Source organism: Cupriavidus sp. 05T41, from assembly GCF_056396525.1.
This window is the reverse complement of sequence record NZ_JBFTLQ010000028.1, coordinates 20759-37430: the sequence shown is the minus strand read 5'-3', so window position 1 is coordinate 37430 and position 16672 is coordinate 20759. Positions and strand designations below refer to the sequence as shown.

Annotated in this window: 18 protein-coding genes, 1 pseudogene and 1 riboswitch; of the genes and pseudogenes, 14 read left to right on the top strand and 5 right to left on the bottom strand. The window is 60.8% G+C overall.

Annotation, left to right across the window (positions count from 1 at the left end):
- Nucleotides 1-4 precede the first annotated feature (4 nt).
- From AC1DKV_RS18010 to AC1DKV_RS17995, 4 genes are read right to left on the bottom strand one after another with little or no spacing between them, the layout of a single operon-like run.
- Nucleotides 5-811, bottom strand: a complete 807-nt coding sequence (locus tag AC1DKV_RS18010; protein WP_441620871.1) for an urea amidolyase associated protein UAAP1 — start codon at nucleotides 809-811, stop codon at nucleotides 5-7.
- 23 nt (nucleotides 812-834) lie between these two features.
- A complete protein-coding gene (locus AC1DKV_RS18005; RefSeq protein ID WP_441620869.1) occupies nucleotides 835-1731 on the bottom strand; it encodes an ABC transporter ATP-binding protein in 897 nt (298 codons plus the stop codon).
- 4 nt (nucleotides 1732-1735) lie between these two features.
- The gene (locus AC1DKV_RS18000; RefSeq protein WP_477137737.1) at nucleotides 1736-2638 is read right to left on the bottom strand and encodes an ABC transporter permease; all 903 of its coding nucleotides are present in this window, start codon (nucleotides 2636-2638) and stop codon (nucleotides 1736-1738) included.
- Nucleotides 2639-2645: 7 nt separating this feature from the next.
- Nucleotides 2646-3659: an ABC transporter substrate-binding protein gene (locus tag AC1DKV_RS17995; protein WP_477137736.1), complete on the bottom strand. Its 1014-nt coding sequence runs from the start codon at nucleotides 3657-3659 to the stop codon at nucleotides 2646-2648.
- 57 nt (nucleotides 3660-3716) lie between these two features.
- Nucleotides 3717-3834: riboswitch (guanidine-I (ykkC/yxkD leader) on the bottom strand.
- 452 nt (nucleotides 3835-4286) lie between these two features.
- Here AC1DKV_RS17995 and AC1DKV_RS17990 point away from each other — a divergent pair.
- From AC1DKV_RS17990 to AC1DKV_RS17960, 7 genes are all read left to right on the top strand, one after another.
- Nucleotides 4287-4820, top strand: coding sequence for a lecithin retinol acyltransferase family protein (locus AC1DKV_RS17990; protein ID WP_441620863.1), 534 nt, complete (start codon nucleotides 4287-4289; stop codon nucleotides 4818-4820).
- Nucleotides 4821-4881: 61 nt separating this feature from the next.
- Nucleotides 4882-5541 (top strand): TetR/AcrR family transcriptional regulator, encoded by a 660-nt coding sequence (locus tag AC1DKV_RS17985; protein ID WP_477137735.1) that lies wholly within the window; start codon nucleotides 4882-4884, stop codon nucleotides 5539-5541.
- Nucleotides 5542-5846: 305 nt separating this feature from the next.
- On the top strand, nucleotides 5847-6845 hold the full coding sequence (locus AC1DKV_RS17980) for an AraC family transcriptional regulator (protein ID WP_477137734.1): 999 nt from the start codon (nucleotides 5847-5849) through the stop codon (nucleotides 6843-6845).
- Between the two features lie 530 nt (nucleotides 6846-7375).
- The gene (locus tag AC1DKV_RS17975; RefSeq protein WP_477137733.1) at nucleotides 7376-7888 is read left to right on the top strand and encodes an NAD(P)H-dependent oxidoreductase; all 513 of its coding nucleotides are present in this window, start codon (nucleotides 7376-7378) and stop codon (nucleotides 7886-7888) included.
- A gap of 3 nt (nucleotides 7889-7891) precedes the next feature.
- Complete coding sequence (locus AC1DKV_RS17970) at nucleotides 7892-8440, top strand: flavin reductase family protein (RefSeq protein ID WP_441620855.1); 549 nt, start codon at nucleotides 7892-7894, stop codon at nucleotides 8438-8440.
- A gap of 96 nt (nucleotides 8441-8536) precedes the next feature.
- Nucleotides 8537-9649: an LLM class flavin-dependent oxidoreductase gene (locus AC1DKV_RS17965; RefSeq protein WP_477137732.1), complete on the top strand. Its 1113-nt coding sequence runs from the start codon at nucleotides 8537-8539 to the stop codon at nucleotides 9647-9649.
- 87 nt (nucleotides 9650-9736) lie between these two features.
- On the top strand, nucleotides 9737-10153 hold the full coding sequence (locus tag AC1DKV_RS17960; protein ID WP_441620851.1) for a RidA family protein: 417 nt from the start codon (nucleotides 9737-9739) through the stop codon (nucleotides 10151-10153).
- On the opposite strand, the pseudogene AC1DKV_RS17955 reads toward AC1DKV_RS17960, so the two are convergent.
- Nucleotides 10148-10234: pseudogene (locus tag AC1DKV_RS17955) on the bottom strand (hypothetical protein); the annotation flags it as partial. The gene AC1DKV_RS17960 and the pseudogene AC1DKV_RS17955 overlap by 6 nt on opposite strands.
- Here AC1DKV_RS17955 and AC1DKV_RS17950 point away from each other — a divergent pair.
- The 7 genes from AC1DKV_RS17950 to AC1DKV_RS17920 all read left to right on the top strand — a co-directional run bounded on the left by AC1DKV_RS17950 (nucleotide 10225) and on the right by AC1DKV_RS17920 (nucleotide 16668).
- Nucleotides 10225-10992 carry an alpha/beta fold hydrolase gene (locus AC1DKV_RS17950; protein ID WP_477137762.1) on the top strand — a complete coding sequence of 256 codons (768 nt, stop codon included), beginning with the start codon at nucleotides 10225-10227 and terminating at the stop codon, nucleotides 10990-10992. The pseudogene AC1DKV_RS17955 and the gene AC1DKV_RS17950 overlap by 10 nt on opposite strands.
- Nucleotides 10992-11816, top strand: coding sequence for an ABC transporter ATP-binding protein (locus AC1DKV_RS17945; protein WP_477137731.1), 825 nt, complete (start codon nucleotides 10992-10994; stop codon nucleotides 11814-11816). The genes AC1DKV_RS17950 and AC1DKV_RS17945 overlap by 1 nt, the downstream gene beginning before the upstream one ends.
- Nucleotides 11803-12621, top strand: a complete 819-nt coding sequence (locus AC1DKV_RS17940; protein ID WP_477137730.1) for an ABC transporter permease — start codon at nucleotides 11803-11805, stop codon at nucleotides 12619-12621. The genes AC1DKV_RS17945 and AC1DKV_RS17940 overlap by 14 nt, the downstream gene beginning before the upstream one ends.
- Before the next feature lie 22 nt (nucleotides 12622-12643).
- The gene (locus AC1DKV_RS17935) at nucleotides 12644-13603 is read left to right on the top strand and encodes a PDR/VanB family oxidoreductase (protein WP_441620845.1); all 960 of its coding nucleotides are present in this window, start codon (nucleotides 12644-12646) and stop codon (nucleotides 13601-13603) included.
- Nucleotides 13604-13615: 12 nt separating this feature from the next.
- On the top strand, nucleotides 13616-14677 hold the full coding sequence (locus AC1DKV_RS17930) for a Rieske 2Fe-2S domain-containing protein (RefSeq protein WP_477137729.1): 1062 nt from the start codon (nucleotides 13616-13618) through the stop codon (nucleotides 14675-14677).
- Nucleotides 14678-14775: 98 nt separating this feature from the next.
- The gene (locus tag AC1DKV_RS17925; RefSeq protein WP_477137728.1) at nucleotides 14776-15777 is read left to right on the top strand and encodes an ABC transporter substrate-binding protein; all 1002 of its coding nucleotides are present in this window, start codon (nucleotides 14776-14778) and stop codon (nucleotides 15775-15777) included.
- An 87-nt stretch (nucleotides 15778-15864) separates the two neighbouring features.
- Nucleotides 15865-16668, top strand: coding sequence for a hypothetical protein (locus tag AC1DKV_RS17920; RefSeq protein WP_477137727.1), 804 nt, complete (start codon nucleotides 15865-15867; stop codon nucleotides 16666-16668).
- The last annotated feature ends 4 nt before the right edge of the window (nucleotides 16669-16672 follow it).

Below are 16672 nucleotides of genomic sequence, written 5' to 3'. Positions count from 1 at the left end.
GTCTTCAGGACAGCGCGAACACATCGGCGTTGTGCAAGGCGCGCGCGCATTCGGGGCGGTAGCCGCGGCAGAAGTCGTCGGCCGGGGCCGGGCCGTTGCGCCAGGCCGCGACGCCCACCCTGCCGGGCGCGTAGCCGGGGCGCGGGTCCAGCGGATGCGGGGCGGTGGAGACGGCCACGATCAGGTCCATGTCGCAGCGCAGTTCCACCGAGCTGCCTTGCACCGCCAGGCTGGCATCGAAGGCGAAGTTGCCGTGCGCGTCCACGGCGATCTTGCTGAACAGGTTGACCGGCGCGATCAGGTCGCGCGCGCCGAGGCCGTACTTGCCGATTTCGATCAGCAGGCCATCGCGGCCCGCGCGGTACATGGCGTTGCGGTGTTGCCCGAAACGCTGCTCGCCGTACTTCTCATGCAGGCGCGCGGCGTCCAGCAAGCCGCCGAACGGGTCGTGCCAGCCCAGTGTGTCGTGCGTGATCGAGGCCATGGCGCGGCCCATATCGCTCATCAGCACATGGCCGCGCGTGAAATGCGCGGTGTGCAGCGCCTTGCAGGTGTCGGGCATGCTGTAGCGCTCCAGCCGGTCATGCGCGGCGTAGAGCACCACGGAGCAGTTGGCGCGCGCGTCCAGGGCGGCAAAGCGCAGGGCCATGCCGCGCGACAAGCGCCAGCTCCAGTGGCAGCCGCCGGGCAGGACTTCGCTCCAGGCCACCTGGCTGGCGGGCAGGTCGGGGGCAAAGCGGCGCCAGTGGTCGATGACATCCACCGCGGCATGCACGGACGGGTTCGCAAAGGCGTGTTCAGGGGTTTCCATTCTGTTGGTCTCCGGGTGGCAACTCAGGCCTGCGGCTCGGGTGCGAGGTCGGTGGATGCGGCATGCGAGAGCTGCTCGAGCAATTCGAAATCCGTCTGCATGCCGGAGGTGGCGCGGATGCGCGCGAGCACCTCGCGCTTGAGGTTCAGGAATTCGGAGGAGAGCTTCATCTCCTGCGTGCGCGCGGCCGGCAGCGGCACCTCGTAGACGGTGTCGATGCGTCCGGGGCGCGGCGCCATCAGGACCACGCGTTGCCCGAGGTAGATCGCCTCTTCCACATCGTGCGTGACGAACACGATGGTGCTTTGCTCCAGCCGGTGCACGTGCAGGATCAGGTCGTGCATGACCTCGCGGGTTTGCGCATCCAGTGCGCCGAAGGGCTCGTCCATCAGCAGCACCGGCGGGCGGCTCATCAGCGCACGCGCAATGGCCACGCGCTGCTGCATGCCGCCCGACAGCTGGCCGGGGTAGGCATCCTTGACGTGGCATAGCCCCATCAGGCGCAGCAAGGCATCGGCCCGCCCGGAGGCGGCTTCCACATCGGCGCTGGTCCGGCTGCTGGTGTTGACCTTCAGCTCGCGGCAGAAGCGGATGTTCTCGATCACCGTCAGCCACGGGTAGAGGCTGTAGTGCTGGAACACCATCGCGCGCTGCGGGCCCGGGCCTTCGATCGGCTTGCCGTCGCACAGCAGCTCGCCCGCGCTGTGCGGCTCCAGGCCGGCGAGCGAGCGCAGCAGCGTGGACTTGCCGCAGCCGGATGCGCCCACCAGCGTGACGAACTCGTTGTTGGCGATATCCAGGTGGATGTCCTGCAATGCGGCCGGGGGCGTGCTGTCAGGCGTGCCATCGTGCGTCTTGCCGCGGCCGAAGAATTTCCATACGCCGCGCACGCGCAGCTTGGGGGAKAGCGTCATGGACATGGCTTTAGCGCCTCGCGTGCAGGTAGGGAAACGCGCGCCGGTGCGTCCAGCGCAGCAACTGGTCGATCGCCAGGCCGATCACGCCGATCAGCAGGATGCCGGCGAAGATCTTGTCKGTCTGCAAGAAGCGCTGCGCCTTCAKGATCGAGAAGCCCAGGCCCKAGCTGGCCGCTACCAGCTCGGCCACAACCAGGTAGGTCCAGGCCCAGCCCATGGTGATGCGCAGCGTATCGAGCAAGGCTGGCTTGGCGGCGGGGACGATGACCAGCCGGATCACTTCGCCGCGGCTTGCGCCCATGGTCTGGGCCGCTTCGATCTGCGCCATCGGCACGCGGCGCACGTCCTCGGCCACCATCAGCACCATCTGGAAGAACGTGCCGATGAAGATGATGGCGATCTTGGCGCCCTCATCGATGCCAACCCACACCATCACCAGCGGGATAAAGGCCACCGCCGGCATATAGCGCACGAAATCGGTCAGCGGCTCCAGCAAGGCCTGCACGCTGCGGAACGTGCCGATCGCCAGGCCCAGTGGCAGGGCGATCACCGCGGACAAGGCCCAGCCCGAGAGCACGCGCAGCGTGCTGATGCCGATGTCGCCGGCCAGGCCCTCGTCGGCATACCAGCCGTGCAGCCGTTGCAGCACCTGCAGAGGGCCGGGCATGAAGACCGGCTCGACCCAGCCGCTGGCGGCCAGCCAGGCCCAGGCCACCAGCGGCAGCAGCAGGCCAAGGCTGACCAGCGCCGCCGTGCGGTGCGCCGGGATGGCGCTGCGTATGCCCCACCAGGGCTGGCGCTTGGCGTGGAATGAAGGCGTGGCTGGCGTGGCGTTGGCCGTGGCCGCCGATGGGGGCAGTACGTGCGCCGCGCGCGCGGTGGAGGGCAGGCGTGCTGTGTTCTCGCTCATGTCTGTCTCACTTCAGCGCATCGGCCAGCAGGCTGGCATCGACGCCGCGCGCCGGGTCCGGCTTGCCGTCGATCAGCTTGTTCTCCAGCAGGAATGCCGCAATGGTCGGCGTGACGGCCTGCAACGAGGTGGCTTGCGCCGGGTCCAGCGCGCCGTGGTTCGCGGCGACATCGAAGAACTTCGTGCCGGGCAKGAAGACGCTGTACTCATCGGGCTTCATGCTGACCACCTTGGCCATGATCCGCGCCGCCTCGGCGGGTTGCTCGCGGATGAACTTCTYGGTGTCGAACCAGGCGCGGATCATGCCGACCAGGTCGCGGCGCTTGGCGCGGATCGCTTTCTCTTGCGCGACCAGCAGGTCCGGGATCAGGCCCGGCATGTCCTTGGAGGTGAACAGCGCGCGGCCCTTGCCGCTGCGGGTGATCTGGTCGATCCACGGGTTCCAKACCACCGCCGCGTCCACGCGGCCGGTCATGAAGGCTGCGGCAGCGTCGCCGGCCGAGAGGTTGGTGATCTTGACGTCGGAGGGCTTGAGGCCGTTCCTGGCCAGCGCCGTGACCAGCACGAAGTGCGAGATGCTGTACTGCTCCAGCGCAACGGTCTTGCCCTTGAGATCGGCGAAKGACTTGATCTTGCCGCTGACCACCAGCGCATCGTTGCCCGAGGAGTTGTCGTTGACCAGCACGGCCTTGAGCGGCAGGCCCTTGGCCAGCGGCCCGAGGGTGTCCGACCAGGTCTGGGAGTTGGCGTCGAGTTGCCCCGAGGAGAGCGCCGCGATCGAGTCGGTGTAGTTGGCGAACCAGACCAGCTTCACGTCCGCGCCATGCTTCTTGAAGAAGCCCTTTTGCTCGGCGACGTACCAGGCAACCCATCCCGGCCAGTCGGACACACCGACCTTGATTTCGGCCATGGCCGGCCGTGCACCGGCGAGGCCAATGGCAAGCAGCGCAGCGCTCAGCAGGCCGGCGCACGTACGCCGGAACGGGCGTCGCGAAGGACGTGAGAAAGGAAATGCAGGCATGGTTCGGCTCCGATCGGCGGTGACAAATGGCAGGGAAGCCACCTCTCAACGAAGTGAACCTCCCGGGCTTTTGTCCCGCCGTGGAGCCTGGGCGCGAACTAGCGCGCCTGAGGCCGGTTGCTCTCGGACCAGGCATCGTGCGCATGGCACGACCGGAACCCTAGCTACCCTTCGGTGAGCGACGCTAGGTCGCCTCCCTGACCGAGAATAAGCAAACGCCATGCCAGTGCCTGGGAACGGAACCGGGGATGAGAAAGTGATTCGCAACCGCCTTGTTGCGCCACGCAGCGGCGTGCGATGCCATGCCCTGGTGCGGAAATGCGCACGGCATGCACTGCTTGGGTGCGGGTGGGGCCGCTTACAGTGCAAGGGCGCAATCCGGCGGGGGAAAGCTGCGACGGCCCCGCCTGAGCAAGATGCCTGGTTGTGCGCATTTGGGAGTCTATCGGTTCGCTAGCCTATTGAAAAATGGGTTGCATAACCTATAAAATTAGATATAAATGCTTAAAACGTAACATATATAGGGTAAATACCGTTGATTTATAGGTATGTCAACCTATTATGCAAGCAGGCGACTTGCAGTGATTCACACGATAGTCGCTCCTCTGATGCGGCGGGGAGAGACCTATGCGCTACGATATTTCCAGATGTACCACGGGCCATCGTATCGACCGCCTTGTTGGATTGCCTGCATGTTCAGGCAACCCGATTCTGTTCCCGGGTGCTCACGTAAGCACGACTCGGGACGGCTATCGGCATCACGGCATTTATGTCGGTGGTGGAAAAGTCGTTCATTACTCTGGATTTTGTGAGAAGTGGCTCAGTGGCCAGGTGGAGGCAGTAAGCGTTGGCGAGTTCGCGTCCGGTCAGGATCTCCAGATCGAATTCCAGGCGCTTCCAGCCTTTTCACCGATGGAAACCGTAGAGCGAGCCTGTTCCCGCCTTGGCGAGCATCAATACAATCTGATTACGAACAATTGTGAGCACTTTTGTACATGGTGTATTTATGGCCAGAGCCGTAGCTCACAGGTTGAGAACTGTTTGCGTGACCCCCGAGCTGCGTTGCGTACTGGAATTGGTTTGATCAAGGCTCTCGCCAGGACCTGGCTAATCCCTCGTCCTGCGGAGACGGGGGAAATGACCCGGCGTTCGGCCGTTTGAACTGATCTGCAGGCAAGGCCGGGTGGAATGGATAAATGGAAATCTATTTTGACGAAATAAAGTGAAAAAGATCGAGTTTACTTCAGCGGATATTTATGGGAAGAAAACGGAAGCGCGGACAAGACTGCGAGGGAATCGCGCAAGTCGCGTTCCGGAGTTGATTGAGGCTTCGATCAAGGTATTTGCGGAAGAGGGGTATGGCGGTTACAGCATCAACCGGGTAGCTGGGGAAGTCGGAATCCGGCTTAGTACATTGCAGCACTATTTCGCCACACGAGAACAATTGCTGACKGCAACGATCCGCGAAATGTACGGTCGTTACATCGAACGTTACGCGAAGCTGAGTTCCAATAAGCTGCAATCGCCTGAAGATCGGTTGAATACGATCATCGATGAATTCTTTGATGAGGTTCTTGCCGCAAGTTCCAACGTAACGCCATTTGTTCTCGAGTGCTGGACGCTTGCCGAGCACGACCCTTCGGTGAAGGAACTTGTGGKGGAGGGGAACAAACAGTTCCAGCAGATCTGGCACGATCTGATCGCGGCGATCAACCCGTCCTTGCCGGCGGAAGAGTGCGCCATTCGAGCGACGCTGATAGAAGCGCACGCTCAGGGATTGATGATCTTTTGSCGGCGAGGAGGGCCGGGGCTGCCGGACCAGGAGGCGTTGCGGCAGGCGACGAAGGTGTTGTGGAGGGCAATGAGCAAGGCCACTACGTGATTTGTCGGCGTTCACGACACGGGTAAACGCTGATGCTCCAGAAGTTGCAGAGTGGGTACGCTAATACTTTATACATAAAGTATTCCATATCTGAGTGCGGAGCCCGCTGCAACTTGGTGTGGCGGGTGTATGCAGGCAACCCGATAGTGCGGTCGGCCTCAGTTGAGGCGCACGAGCCATGCAGAGCATCCCTTGGTGGGTCCATATTTGCGCAGTTAGCTGGCCGGAAGAAAGGAATGGAACTTGCGTTGCGGTTAGCCGAACCCATCCCATGCTTCGCGCCACTGATTTAGTACACAGAGTTCATGATGGAAAGCCAGTTTTATGCCGACGACACCATCCTGGCTGCCGAGCTAGACCTCAAGGCAGCATGGTCGTTCTCAGAAGCGCTTTGCGGGCCGCATTCGGTTCATATCCCGACACCTGATCGTTTCAGGTTTCGTTACAGCGGACAAGTGCTAAAGGGCATGTCGACCACGGTTGGGTATATCGAGCACGGTACGGACATCACCGTGGATGTTGGCGCCAGGGAGATTCTCAAGACGTACAGCATCAGCATCCCGGTTTCCGGCGAGCAGGAGTTGAGGGGTCCCCAGGGTTCGCTGTTATCGAACATCGACTGCGGCGTTGCGGTATCGCCAGAACAGCCATTGCAGATGGACATTACCGGGAACTGCAAGAAGATCCTTGTCACGATATCCCGAGAGTCATTGGAGAGGGTGCTCGAAGAGATTCTCKGACAGCATACTGAAGCACTGCTGGTCTTTGAGCCATGCATCAAGGGCAATGAGGGAAGTGCCGGCGCCTGGTGGAGGATGGTCAAGCATTACATCAGTGAGGTCGAATGCGCGAGAGAGCTATACGGCTGCGGCACTTTTAGCCGAGATATCGAGATGGCCCTGCTGAAGGGCCTCCTGATCGCCCAGCCAAGCAACTATTCGGATCAGATCGGAAGGGCCCTGGGTGCAAGGATCCCGGGATACGTCGCGCGCGCCAAGATCTTTATCGAAACCAACTTCAGAGAGACGATACATCTCGAGGATATCGAAGCAGTCGCCGGTGTATCGCGGCTAAAGTTGTTCGAGAGCTTCCGCAAGTATTTTGGATTTACCCCCATTGCCTATCTGAAGCACTTTCGTTTGCGACAGGCACGCACGGAATTGCTGTCTGATCTTTCCAGGCAGAACGTATCTTCCATCGCCTTGGGCGTAGGGTTCAACCACTTTGGCCGATTCTCCGCCGACTACAAGCGCGAATTCTCCGAAACGCCGTCTGAGACCATCAGCAGGAAGATACGTCGCTAGTTCGGTATGCCGAATCTGATCCCCCACAGGCTAGCTGGGGGGGACACAAAGTTGACGTCATTCTCGGCCGGCGGCTACGGGTCACAACAGCAGTAGTACGGCGAGCACCGTACGTGGCAACAGAACGTAGCCCGCCCGCGGCATCGKGCTCCAGGTCGACAYAGCAAGCTGGCCCTGCTCCAGCGCAATAGCAACTTCCCGCGGCATATCTTTCCCGACTCGATGAGTCCGCGCGGCCGCCATTCTTCCCATCTTCAAAGTACGGTTGCCTGGCCCCGACGGCGCCTGCCCGCACCCGCTCCGCCCCCATGTTCTCAGCCCATCGCAGACCACAAAGTMGTCGCATGACGGGTCGGTCGCGTGCTCTAAAACAAGCGGCTCATATCCTGCCAATCACCCGAAATTTTCCGGACAGGCTTCTCCAAATATGTGGATAGCTGCGGCAGAGGCGGAATGGTCAAATCGCTACACACAGAAGCTACCTGAGCGCACGAGTGCTCCATACGGAAGGCAGCGTAACCCACGAGGGCATGTTGGAAATGACTACCACAATCATCGTTGGCAATCCAAAGCCAAAGTCACGTACTGCACACGCAGCGGCCATGCTGGTCGAAGCCCYGACTGGACGGGCGCCGGATACCGTGATCGATGTCGTTGATCTCGGCGCGTCGCTGCTTGGTTGGGGTGAGCCGGCGGTAGATAGCGCCGTGTCAGCGGTCTCCGGCTCCCGGCTCATCGTTGTCGCGAGTCCGACCTTCAAAGCCACCTACACCGGCTTGCTCAAGCTGTTCCTCGATCAGTTCGCCGGCGGCACCGGAATGCAAGGCGTTGTCGCCGTGCCACTCATGCTCGGAGCGGGGCCTGCCCATGCCATGGCGCCGGACCTGCTCCTGAAACCGGTACTTGTCGAACTCGGCGCTACCTGTCCCACATCCGGCTTGTACCTGCTGGAAAAATCATTCGAGGACGGCACCGCAATCAATGCATTTGCAGATCGTTGGGGCTCCATCGTGCGCACGTTGCTGTCCTCGCAAAGGGGGTAAGTCATGTCAGAGAACGCAATCAAGTGGCTGGCGGCAGATCCGCCATTCTCGGTGCTCGCGGAAAAAGGCGGTGAGTCCGGCGAGTTCCTGCGCAAGGCCTATGGGTGCTTCCCGACGGGTGTAGTGGGTGTGTGCGCAATGATTGACGGGCGCCCGGCAGGCATGGCGGCTAGCAGTTTTGTTCCGGTGTCGATTGATCCGCCGCTGGTTTCATTCTGCATCCAGTGGACCTCGAAGACTTGGGAAAAGCTGGCAACGGCCCCAAGGCTGGGCATCAGCTTTCTGGGGCACAGCCATGATGCCGCGGTGCGCCGCCTGGCTTCGCGGTCGGAAGACAAGTTTGATGGCCTCGGTCTCGGCACCACCCCAGGCGACGCGGTGTTGATCGATGGCGCGACGGTGTGGATGGAGTGCGCGGTCGAGACGGTCATGCCTGCTGGCGATCACGGCATTGTCTTGCTCAAGATCATCGCGTTGACGATGCGCCCGCATGTGGAACCTCTGGTCTTCCACGGCAGCGCCTTTCGCAAGCTGCTGTCACCGTCCGAATAGCTTCGAACGAATCCATCCATTGAGAACGAGGCCTTGAGCCTGCTTGTTTTAAACCCATGCTGTAACCAGCATTCTGATGATCTAGAGAGGTCTGCGATGCCCACAACTAAGCGAGCAACAGAAGTCKGCGTATTCATCCCGGTTGGCAACAATGGCTGGGTTGCGTCGGTAAATGCCCCAGCAACGCCCGGAACCTATGAGCACAATCTTCAGGTCACTCGCCTGGCCGAGAAGATGGGCTTCGATTTTGCCCTGAGCATGGCAAAGTGGCGCKGCTACGGCGGCCCCTCCAGGCACTGGGATATCACTCTCGAATCCCTGACAACGATGGCGGGCCTTGCGCAGGCTACCAGCTCGATCAAGATCTGGGGAACTGTGCACATGATGATCTTCCCTCCGGCTCTCGTCGCAAAGATGGTGGCCACGATAGACCAGATTTCCAATGGCCGGGTCGGGCTGAATCTTGTTTCCGGTTCGAACCCCCATGACCTCGGCCAACTTGGCTTGTGGAAGCCGCTGGATCACGCGCAGCGATACGGGCTCGCGGATGAGTGGATCAACGTCGTCAAGCGCCTTTGGACCGAGGATCGCGTCACCCATAAGGGTCAGTTCTACGAGCTGAATGATTGCATGTCGAATCCCAAGCCGTCGAAGATGCCCACCATCATCTGCGCCGGAGCTTCGGACCGTGGTTTTCAGTTCACGATCGACAACTGCCACGGCAGCTTCTTCACGGCCAGCGATGACGCGACATCAATCGCCCGCGGCAGGCGAGCCAAGGAGCTCGCGGCTCAGGCCGGCAAGCCAGAGTTCAAGACGTACGGTCTGTTCACACTGATTCCCGGTGAAACGGACGCCGATGCGCAGGCCCGCCTGGACCATTTCGATGCAGGCGTGGACCGTATCGCGCTCGCCACCCAGACGGCGGAGTACTCGTCCGACGTCAGCGCCAAGCAGAATTTTGCTGCCCAGTACTTCATTGACCAAGGTGCACGAGTGAGCTCGGTGCTTGGTGGCGCAATGACCGGATCGGCCGAGACGCTCGCGCGTCGCCTGGCCAAGACCATTATTGAATCCGAGCTTGACGGCATCACGCTCATCGTCCCTGACTTCATCAAGGACCTCAGCTTCATCGGCGAGAGAGTACTGCCCTTGCTTGAGGATTTGGGGGTCTCGACGAATGTCGGCGCAACGATGCGCGCGGCGTAAGCGACGGACCCTGTCAAATGCGAGCGTGCGCCATGCGTCGAACACGGGGCAACGCACGCTTGTTCAGCCTATATCCGAGGAGCAGTCTTGACCCGCACCCACATAAGCCCTGTCTTTCCCGAATGGGACTGGGAGCACGACATGCCGCCCGCGCCTGCGATTCGCGCCGGCAGCACCGTATACCTCTCTGGCCAGATTGCCCTGCGCCCGGACGGAAGTCTGGCTGGCGTGGGTGATCTGGTCGCCCAGTCGCGCCAGTGCTTCGAGAACATCCAGGCGATCCTCGCGCGTGTTGGTGGCTCGATGCGAGACATTGTCAAGATGACCACGTACTTTACCTGCGCGCTGACTGAGTCGGTGGCCCAGGAGTACTGGGTGGTACGAAAGGAGTTTTTCGGAGACCACAAGCCAGCCAGTACGGGCGTGCAAGTCAAGGCACTCCTGTTGCCCGCTTGCCTTGTGGAGATTGAAGTGGTCGCTGTCTTGCCGGAGCAAAGGTCATGACGACGAGTCCCGCATTCTCCGAGCGCGGCAACGTGCGCATCGCTTACGCGCGGGCGGGAGCAGGACCGCTGGTGGTCTTCCTGCATGGCGTCGGTGGCAACCKCAGCAACTGGGACGGACAGCTCGCGGGCCTGAGCGCTAATCACACGTGCGTCGCCTGGGACGCGCGCGGATATGGTGATAGCGATGATTCTGCCCGGCAATTGGTGTTCAGCGACTTTGCCGACGATCTGGATTTCTTGCTGAGCGAACTTGGGGCAGAGCGCGCGCATATCGTCGGGTTGTCGATGGGCGGCTACATTGCCCAGGATTTCTATCTGCGATACCCGGAGCGGGTGGCCACGCTGACACTTGCGGCGACGAGCGCGGGCGCGAACCTGCTGACCTCCGAGGCAAGGGAKGAATTCCTTGCGAAGCGTCTCAGACCACTCGAAGAAGGTGTCTCGATCGCGGAGATTGCCAAGGGACTCGTTGACATCCTGGCGGGAGGACGCGCCGACGAAGCGATCCGCCTCAGGTTGCGCCGCTCCCTGGAAGCGCTGCGGCCGGACTCTTACAAGCAAGCGCTGCAAGCTCTCGTCACCACTGATTTCCGCGAAGCACTGGGGCGGATTACGGTTCCCACGCTGGTCATTGTCGGCGACGAGGATCGCGTGTTGCCGGAAGCGGAGAGTCACCTGCTTGCCGCCAGCATCCCACGGAGCCGGCTGGTTGTCATCAAGGGGGCGGGTCACCTTTGCAATATTGAAGCGCCAGCGGAGTTCGACTCGGCATTGTCCGCGTTCCTAATGACGAACGCCGATGCCGGTGCTTCGATTCTACATAGGGAGGTGGAGTAATGCTCCAGAAACACCTGGAATCCATTAGCAGCACGGTAACAGGGGCGCGCGGCGTGGCGATCGACTTCCGTGAGGTGGGGCATCGTTTCAAGGCGTCTGACGGCACGGTMGTACAAGCGCTGAAGAACATCAACTTCAGCATTCGCCGTAACGAGTTTGTCGTCGTAGTTGGCCCTAGCGGCTGTGGAAAGTCCACGCTGCTGCGCCTCATCTCCGGCTTGATCAAGCCGGATACCGGCTCCGTTCATATCTTTGGCGACGAGGTCGCTGGTCCGCGTGACGACATCGGCTTTGTATTCCAGAAGCCCACGCTATTGCCCTGGATGAACGTGATGTCAAACCTCACGTTCCCGATAACCCATCAGGGCCGTCGCCTGACGCCGGGCGACATCGCCAGAGCCGAAGAGCTGCTCGAACTGGTTGGCCTGAAGGACTTCCGGAAGAAGTACCCGGATGAGCTATCAGGCGGCATGCAGCAGCGCGTGAGCATCGCGCGTGCGCTCCTGGCGGATCCGGAGATCTTGCTGCTTGACGAGCCATTCTCGGCGCTCGACGCGCTCACCCGGGACGAACTGAGCTTCGAGTTGATGCGGCTCTGGAGCGCACGGCAGAGCACGGCGGTCTTTATTACGCACTCCATTACCGAGGCGGTGCTGATGGCTGACCRGATCCTTGTGCTGGCGCCGAGGCCAGGCCGTATCCGCGAKATTGTGCCGGTGGAACTCTCCCGTCCTCGCACGCTGGCAACAATGCGCGAGCCGCTCTTCCATGATCTCTCCGACAACCTTCGCGAAGAACTCCTGAGCAGCCATGAACACAATTGAAGCCGGTAAGCGCCCGCTGTCGGCGCGAGAGAAGACGCCGTGGATGGCCCCGCGGGCGACGCTGCCATTCATCACCTTCTTGGTCATACTTTGTGTGTGGGAGGCTGCCAGTCGCTGGCTGGGGCTGCCTGAATATTTGCTGCCGTCGCCTGGCGCCATTGTCCGGGCTGGTGTTGCCGTCGGCCCCTGGCAGTGGTGGGACCACATCCAGGCGACCCTGCGCGTGATCGTGCTGGGGTTTCTGCTGGCCTTTGCGGTMAGCCTTCCGCTTGCTGCGTCGCTTCATCGATTCCGGGTGTTTCGCACTAGCGTGTATCCGCTCTTGATTGTGGTGCAGTCCACGCCCATTGTCGCGGTCGCCCCAATCCTCATTGTCACGCTCGGCGCCACCGATCTGGCGAGGGTTGTGATCACCGCCTTGATTACGTTCTTTCCACTGGTTGTCGGTATTGCCACCGGACTAGCACAGACGCCGCCCGAGTTGATCGAGCTCAGCCGGGCTCTAAAGGCTTCGCTGCGCAACGAGTATCTGCAGATCCGGCTTCCGTTCGCTTTGCCTCATGTCTTCTCGGCCGTCCGGGTGGCCATCACGCTTGCGGTCATTGGCGCCGTGATCGCTGAGTTTGTCGCTTCGGAAAAAGGGGTGGGTTACTTCATTCGGTTMGCGACCTCCTATTTCAAGATTTCCCAAGCGTTTTCAGCACTAGGCGTGCTGGTACTGATGAGTCTGGGACTGTTCCACCTGGTGACGCTGGTGCAACGGATCTGTTACCCGCGCAGCCTGCCCAAGTCGGGCGGTGAATGAGCGCGAAGAAGGAAGGTGTGACATGGGCGAAGTCATGGATCTCGTAGTCAAGCGGATGGCGGACGAAGCGGATGGGATCCGTTCGTTTGAGTTCGTGCGGGCCGATGGCGGTGTGCTTCCGCCATTCACGGCAGGTGCGCATATCGACGTGCACGTTCCCGGGGGGCCGGTCAGGCAGTACTCCCTTCTGAACGATGAACGGGAACGTGACCGATATGTGATAGCTGTATTGCGCGAGCAGGGAGGGCGCGGCGGCTCAAGGCGCATGCATGAGATCGTTCGTACCGGGACGCAGGTCAAGGTTGGGTGCCCACGCAACGCATTTGCCCTGGACGCGGGTTCTGCGCCGGCGGTGCTGATCGGTGGGGGCATCGGCGTGACGCCGTTGCTGGCAATGGCTAAACGGATGCATGCGAGTGGTCGCCCCTTCGTCCTGCATTTCGCAACACGATCGGTGGCGCGGACGCCGTTCCGTCGCGAACTGCAAGAGGCGCCATTCGCATCCATGGTCGTATTTCATCATGACGACGGCTCTGTGGCCCAGCGCTTTGATGCGCGACGTGCCATGGCAGATCTTGTGCCGGGAACGCATGTCTATCTTTGCGGCCCTGGAGGATTCATGGATGCTGTGGCCGCCGCCGTACGTGAGCGGGCGGACATTCACCTACACACCGAATACTTCGCGGCATCGCCGACGCTCACGCAAAGCGGTGGCGCCTTCGAGCTCGTCCTGGTCCGCTCCGGCATCAAAGCGATGGTGCCGGAGGGAACCAGTGTCGTGGAGGTCCTTCAGCAACACGGCATTCAGCCGGAGTTGAACTGCGAGCAGGGCATTTGTGGCACTTGCCTGACGAAAGTGCTGTGTGGCGACATCGATCACCGAGACCACTACTTGTCGCCAGGCGAGCGGGCGCGCGGTGATTGCATGCTGGTGTGCGTATCCCGCGGAAAACCGGATTCCACTCTGACAATCGACCTCTAAGGAGAAGAAAGAATGTTCCTCCCCATCAAGAACACAACACCCAACAGCCCGCGACCGGCCGATAGCGGCTTCACGGAGTCGGACTGGGCGATCCTTGCGTCATTCTGGCATCCGGTGGCCCTGTCAACGGAAGTTTCCGACGGCCCGGTTGGGGTGGAACTGCTCGACATCCCGGTGGTGCTCTACCGATCATGCGACGGCGTCAAGGCCGCGCGGGATTCATGCCCGCATCGGAGCGCAAAACTGAGCCTCGGGTMGGTCAAGGATGGCAATMTGGTGTGCGGATTTCATGGATTTGAGTACGACGCCGCCGGGACATGCGTGCGGATTCCCGCGCTGGCGCCGAACTTGCCGATACCGAAGAAGCTATGCCTCCAGAGCTATCTCTGCAAGGAGCGCTATGGCTTTGTCTGGGTGTGCTTGAGCAACGAGCCTCGTGCGGACCTTCCCGAGTGGCCCCAGGTGGAGAATGGTTCCGGGACGGTGGCAATTGTGCCGCCCAGTGTATGGGATACGTCCGCTGCCCGCCATATCGAGAACTTCAGCGATCTTTGTCATGTGCCGTGGGTGCACACCTCGACGTTTGGCGGCCCCGAGGTTGTGATCCCTCCCTACGAAGTCTCCGTGTCCGGCCTCAACCTGGCGTTCGAGACCAACGTGATTGAGCGGACTCGTTATGTCGAGGAGGGGCAAGGGTCTGCCGCAGATGAGCCGAGGTTCAATCGTGCCGTCTATCGCTATGAGACCACGCTGCCGTTCTCATGCACGGTACGGGTCCACCATCCGGATTCCGGCTCCGTCTATMGTGTATTCGACGTGGGTTCACCCATGACGGCATGGACCACCAAGATATTCCAGATTGTGGTCGATGAGAGCCGGAAATTTGATCCTCAAGCGCTGATCGAGTTCACCGAGCGGATCAATGTTGAAGACCTTTCGCAGGTGGTGGCCCAGTGTCCGCAAGCATTGCCTCTCGACCTGAKAAATGAGATCCACATACCTGCGGATCGCATGTCGGTCGAGTATCGCAGGGCCATGGTAGCGCTGGGCCTGGGGGCTGCGCAGCCAGACTGAAGTCGTCTTCCAATCCTTTACACACCTTCTTCCGGGGCCGCGTGAGCGGCAGACCTGGAGGGGTAGCTGCGTCGTGAAATTCTTGTCAGGAGGTTCCCATGAGAAAGCATCGGTTGAACGCAATGGTAGTTGCTGTTGGGCTGTTGGCGGGCGTCATGGGCACAGCCCGGGCCGCCGACAAGATCATTTATCAGCTCGGTTGGATACCCAGTGGCGCTAACGGCATCGAGTATCTGKGCAAGGCCGATGGTTACTTCAGCAAAGCGCAGTTGGATGTCGAGATCCGTAGTGGCAACGGGTCAAGCGATGCCATCACCAGGGTGGCGTCCGGTTCGGCGGATATGACGGCGGTGGGCATCGATGCGGTTTATGCCGCAATTGCGCAGCAGAAATTGCCGATCAAGGTGATCTACAGCATCTACAACAAGAAGCCGGATTCCATTCACCTGATCGAAAGCTTGCCGGTCAAGAGTCTGAAGGATCTTGCCGGCAAGAAGTTGGCAACCTCCGTCTATTCAAGCGTCAACGTGGTTTGGCCGCTGTTCCTGCAGAAGAACGGTGTGGATCCGGCCAGTGTGAAGCTGATGAAGGTCGATGCGGGGGCACTCGCACCGCTTATCGCCAGCGGTCAAGTGGATGGCGCCCTGGACTGGGTGACCAGCGCTCCGACAGCGGCGTCGGTCATGAAGGCGGCGGGGAAGTCCCTGCGCGTGCTTAAGTGGTCCGACTATGGATACGACGGGTATGGCTACGTCATTGTCGCAAACGAGCACTTCCTGAAGGAAAAGCCGGAGCTTGCGAAGCGCTTTCTCGACGCCTTCAACAAGGCCAGCGTCGCGGCCGTCGCGAATCCCACGGCGGTCGGCACGGCGATGGCGAAGATCGTTCCCGGGTTGGACGCAAAGGTGGCGGGCGAGGAGTTTGGCGCATCGGTGTCGTTGATMGACAACGAGATAAGCAAGAAGGATGGCCGCGGCAATTTCAGTCCCGAGCGCGTGAACGCAACGTGGGACTGGGTGGCGAAGTCGCAAGGCTTGTCGTCCAACGTCCTTGATCCAATGGTAGTCATCGATACCCGATATCTGCCGGGCGGCAGGTAGGCGCGGGCAGGCGAAATCCCCCAAGTTCCGGAATTCGCCTTKGGAGGCGAACACGGTTGAGCTCAGCTAACTAGAAAATCTGACGCCATGTGGAAACTGAAGAAAGCACCCCATGGGGCGCTTAAATGGACGACGGTCCTGGCACTCGCATCATTCTGCGCGAGTCCGCGCGCAGAGAATTACTCGCAGACCAATATCCAGTTCGCCTATGCGCCGAGCGATCCCAATGACTATGTCATGGGAACGGGCACCAATGGAAGCCGCGAGACCCTGCGATTCGAGMATTTTGGAACCTATGCCCTGGGTGATAACTATGTCCTGTTCGATGCCTACAGGGGCCGTGACCTTGGGCAGGATACTTCGAACCGTCAGAACTACTTTCTCTGGAATTCGCATCTGAGCTTGTCCAAGAGCACCGGCGCCAATCTGTCCTATGGCCCGATCCAGGATGTGCTGGCCATGGTGCGTGTGGAAGACGGCAGCTACTCGCACTACCGGGCGGTTTCCGCAKGCCTCAGCGTGTATTGGGATTTACCGTTCACAAAGGGATCGATGCTCGAGACTTCGATCCTTGCGAGGAAGAAGTGGTACACGGTAGGCCCCACCGATGTGCAGGGAACCCGGCCGCTGCTCCGCCTGTTCTTCCTGATTCCATTTCGCGTGGCAGGTCTGAACGCGACATTCAGCGGACCGGTCTACTTCAGCCCGATCATCGGCGGCGGGGTGGACATCTATCTTGAACCGGAAGTGTTCGTGAACTTTGGGCCCAAGGATGCGTTCGCGTTGGGCCTTCGCCTGGAGCACCACTCCGTCACTGGCAACAACGTTCTCAACAGCGCCGGCAACAAGTCTCGCACGACGCCGAATATCGTATTCCGCTGGAACTGGTAACCGG

Excerpts from the sequence above, each read along its gene's own strand:
- AC1DKV_RS17990 (WP_441620863.1), top strand. The coding sequence starts at position 4,287 with ATGCGCTACGATATTTCCAGATGTACCACGGGCCATCGTATCGACCGC.
- AC1DKV_RS18010 (WP_441620871.1), bottom strand. The coding sequence starts at position 811 with ATGGAAACCCCTGAACACGCCTTTGCGAACCCGTCCGTGCATGCCGCG.
- AC1DKV_RS17935 (WP_441620845.1), top strand. The coding sequence starts at position 12,644 with ATGGGCGAAGTCATGGATCTCGTAGTCAAGCGGATGGCGGACGAAGCG.
- AC1DKV_RS17970 (WP_441620855.1), top strand. The coding sequence starts at position 7,892 with ATGTCAGAGAACGCAATCAAGTGGCTGGCGGCAGATCCGCCATTCTCG.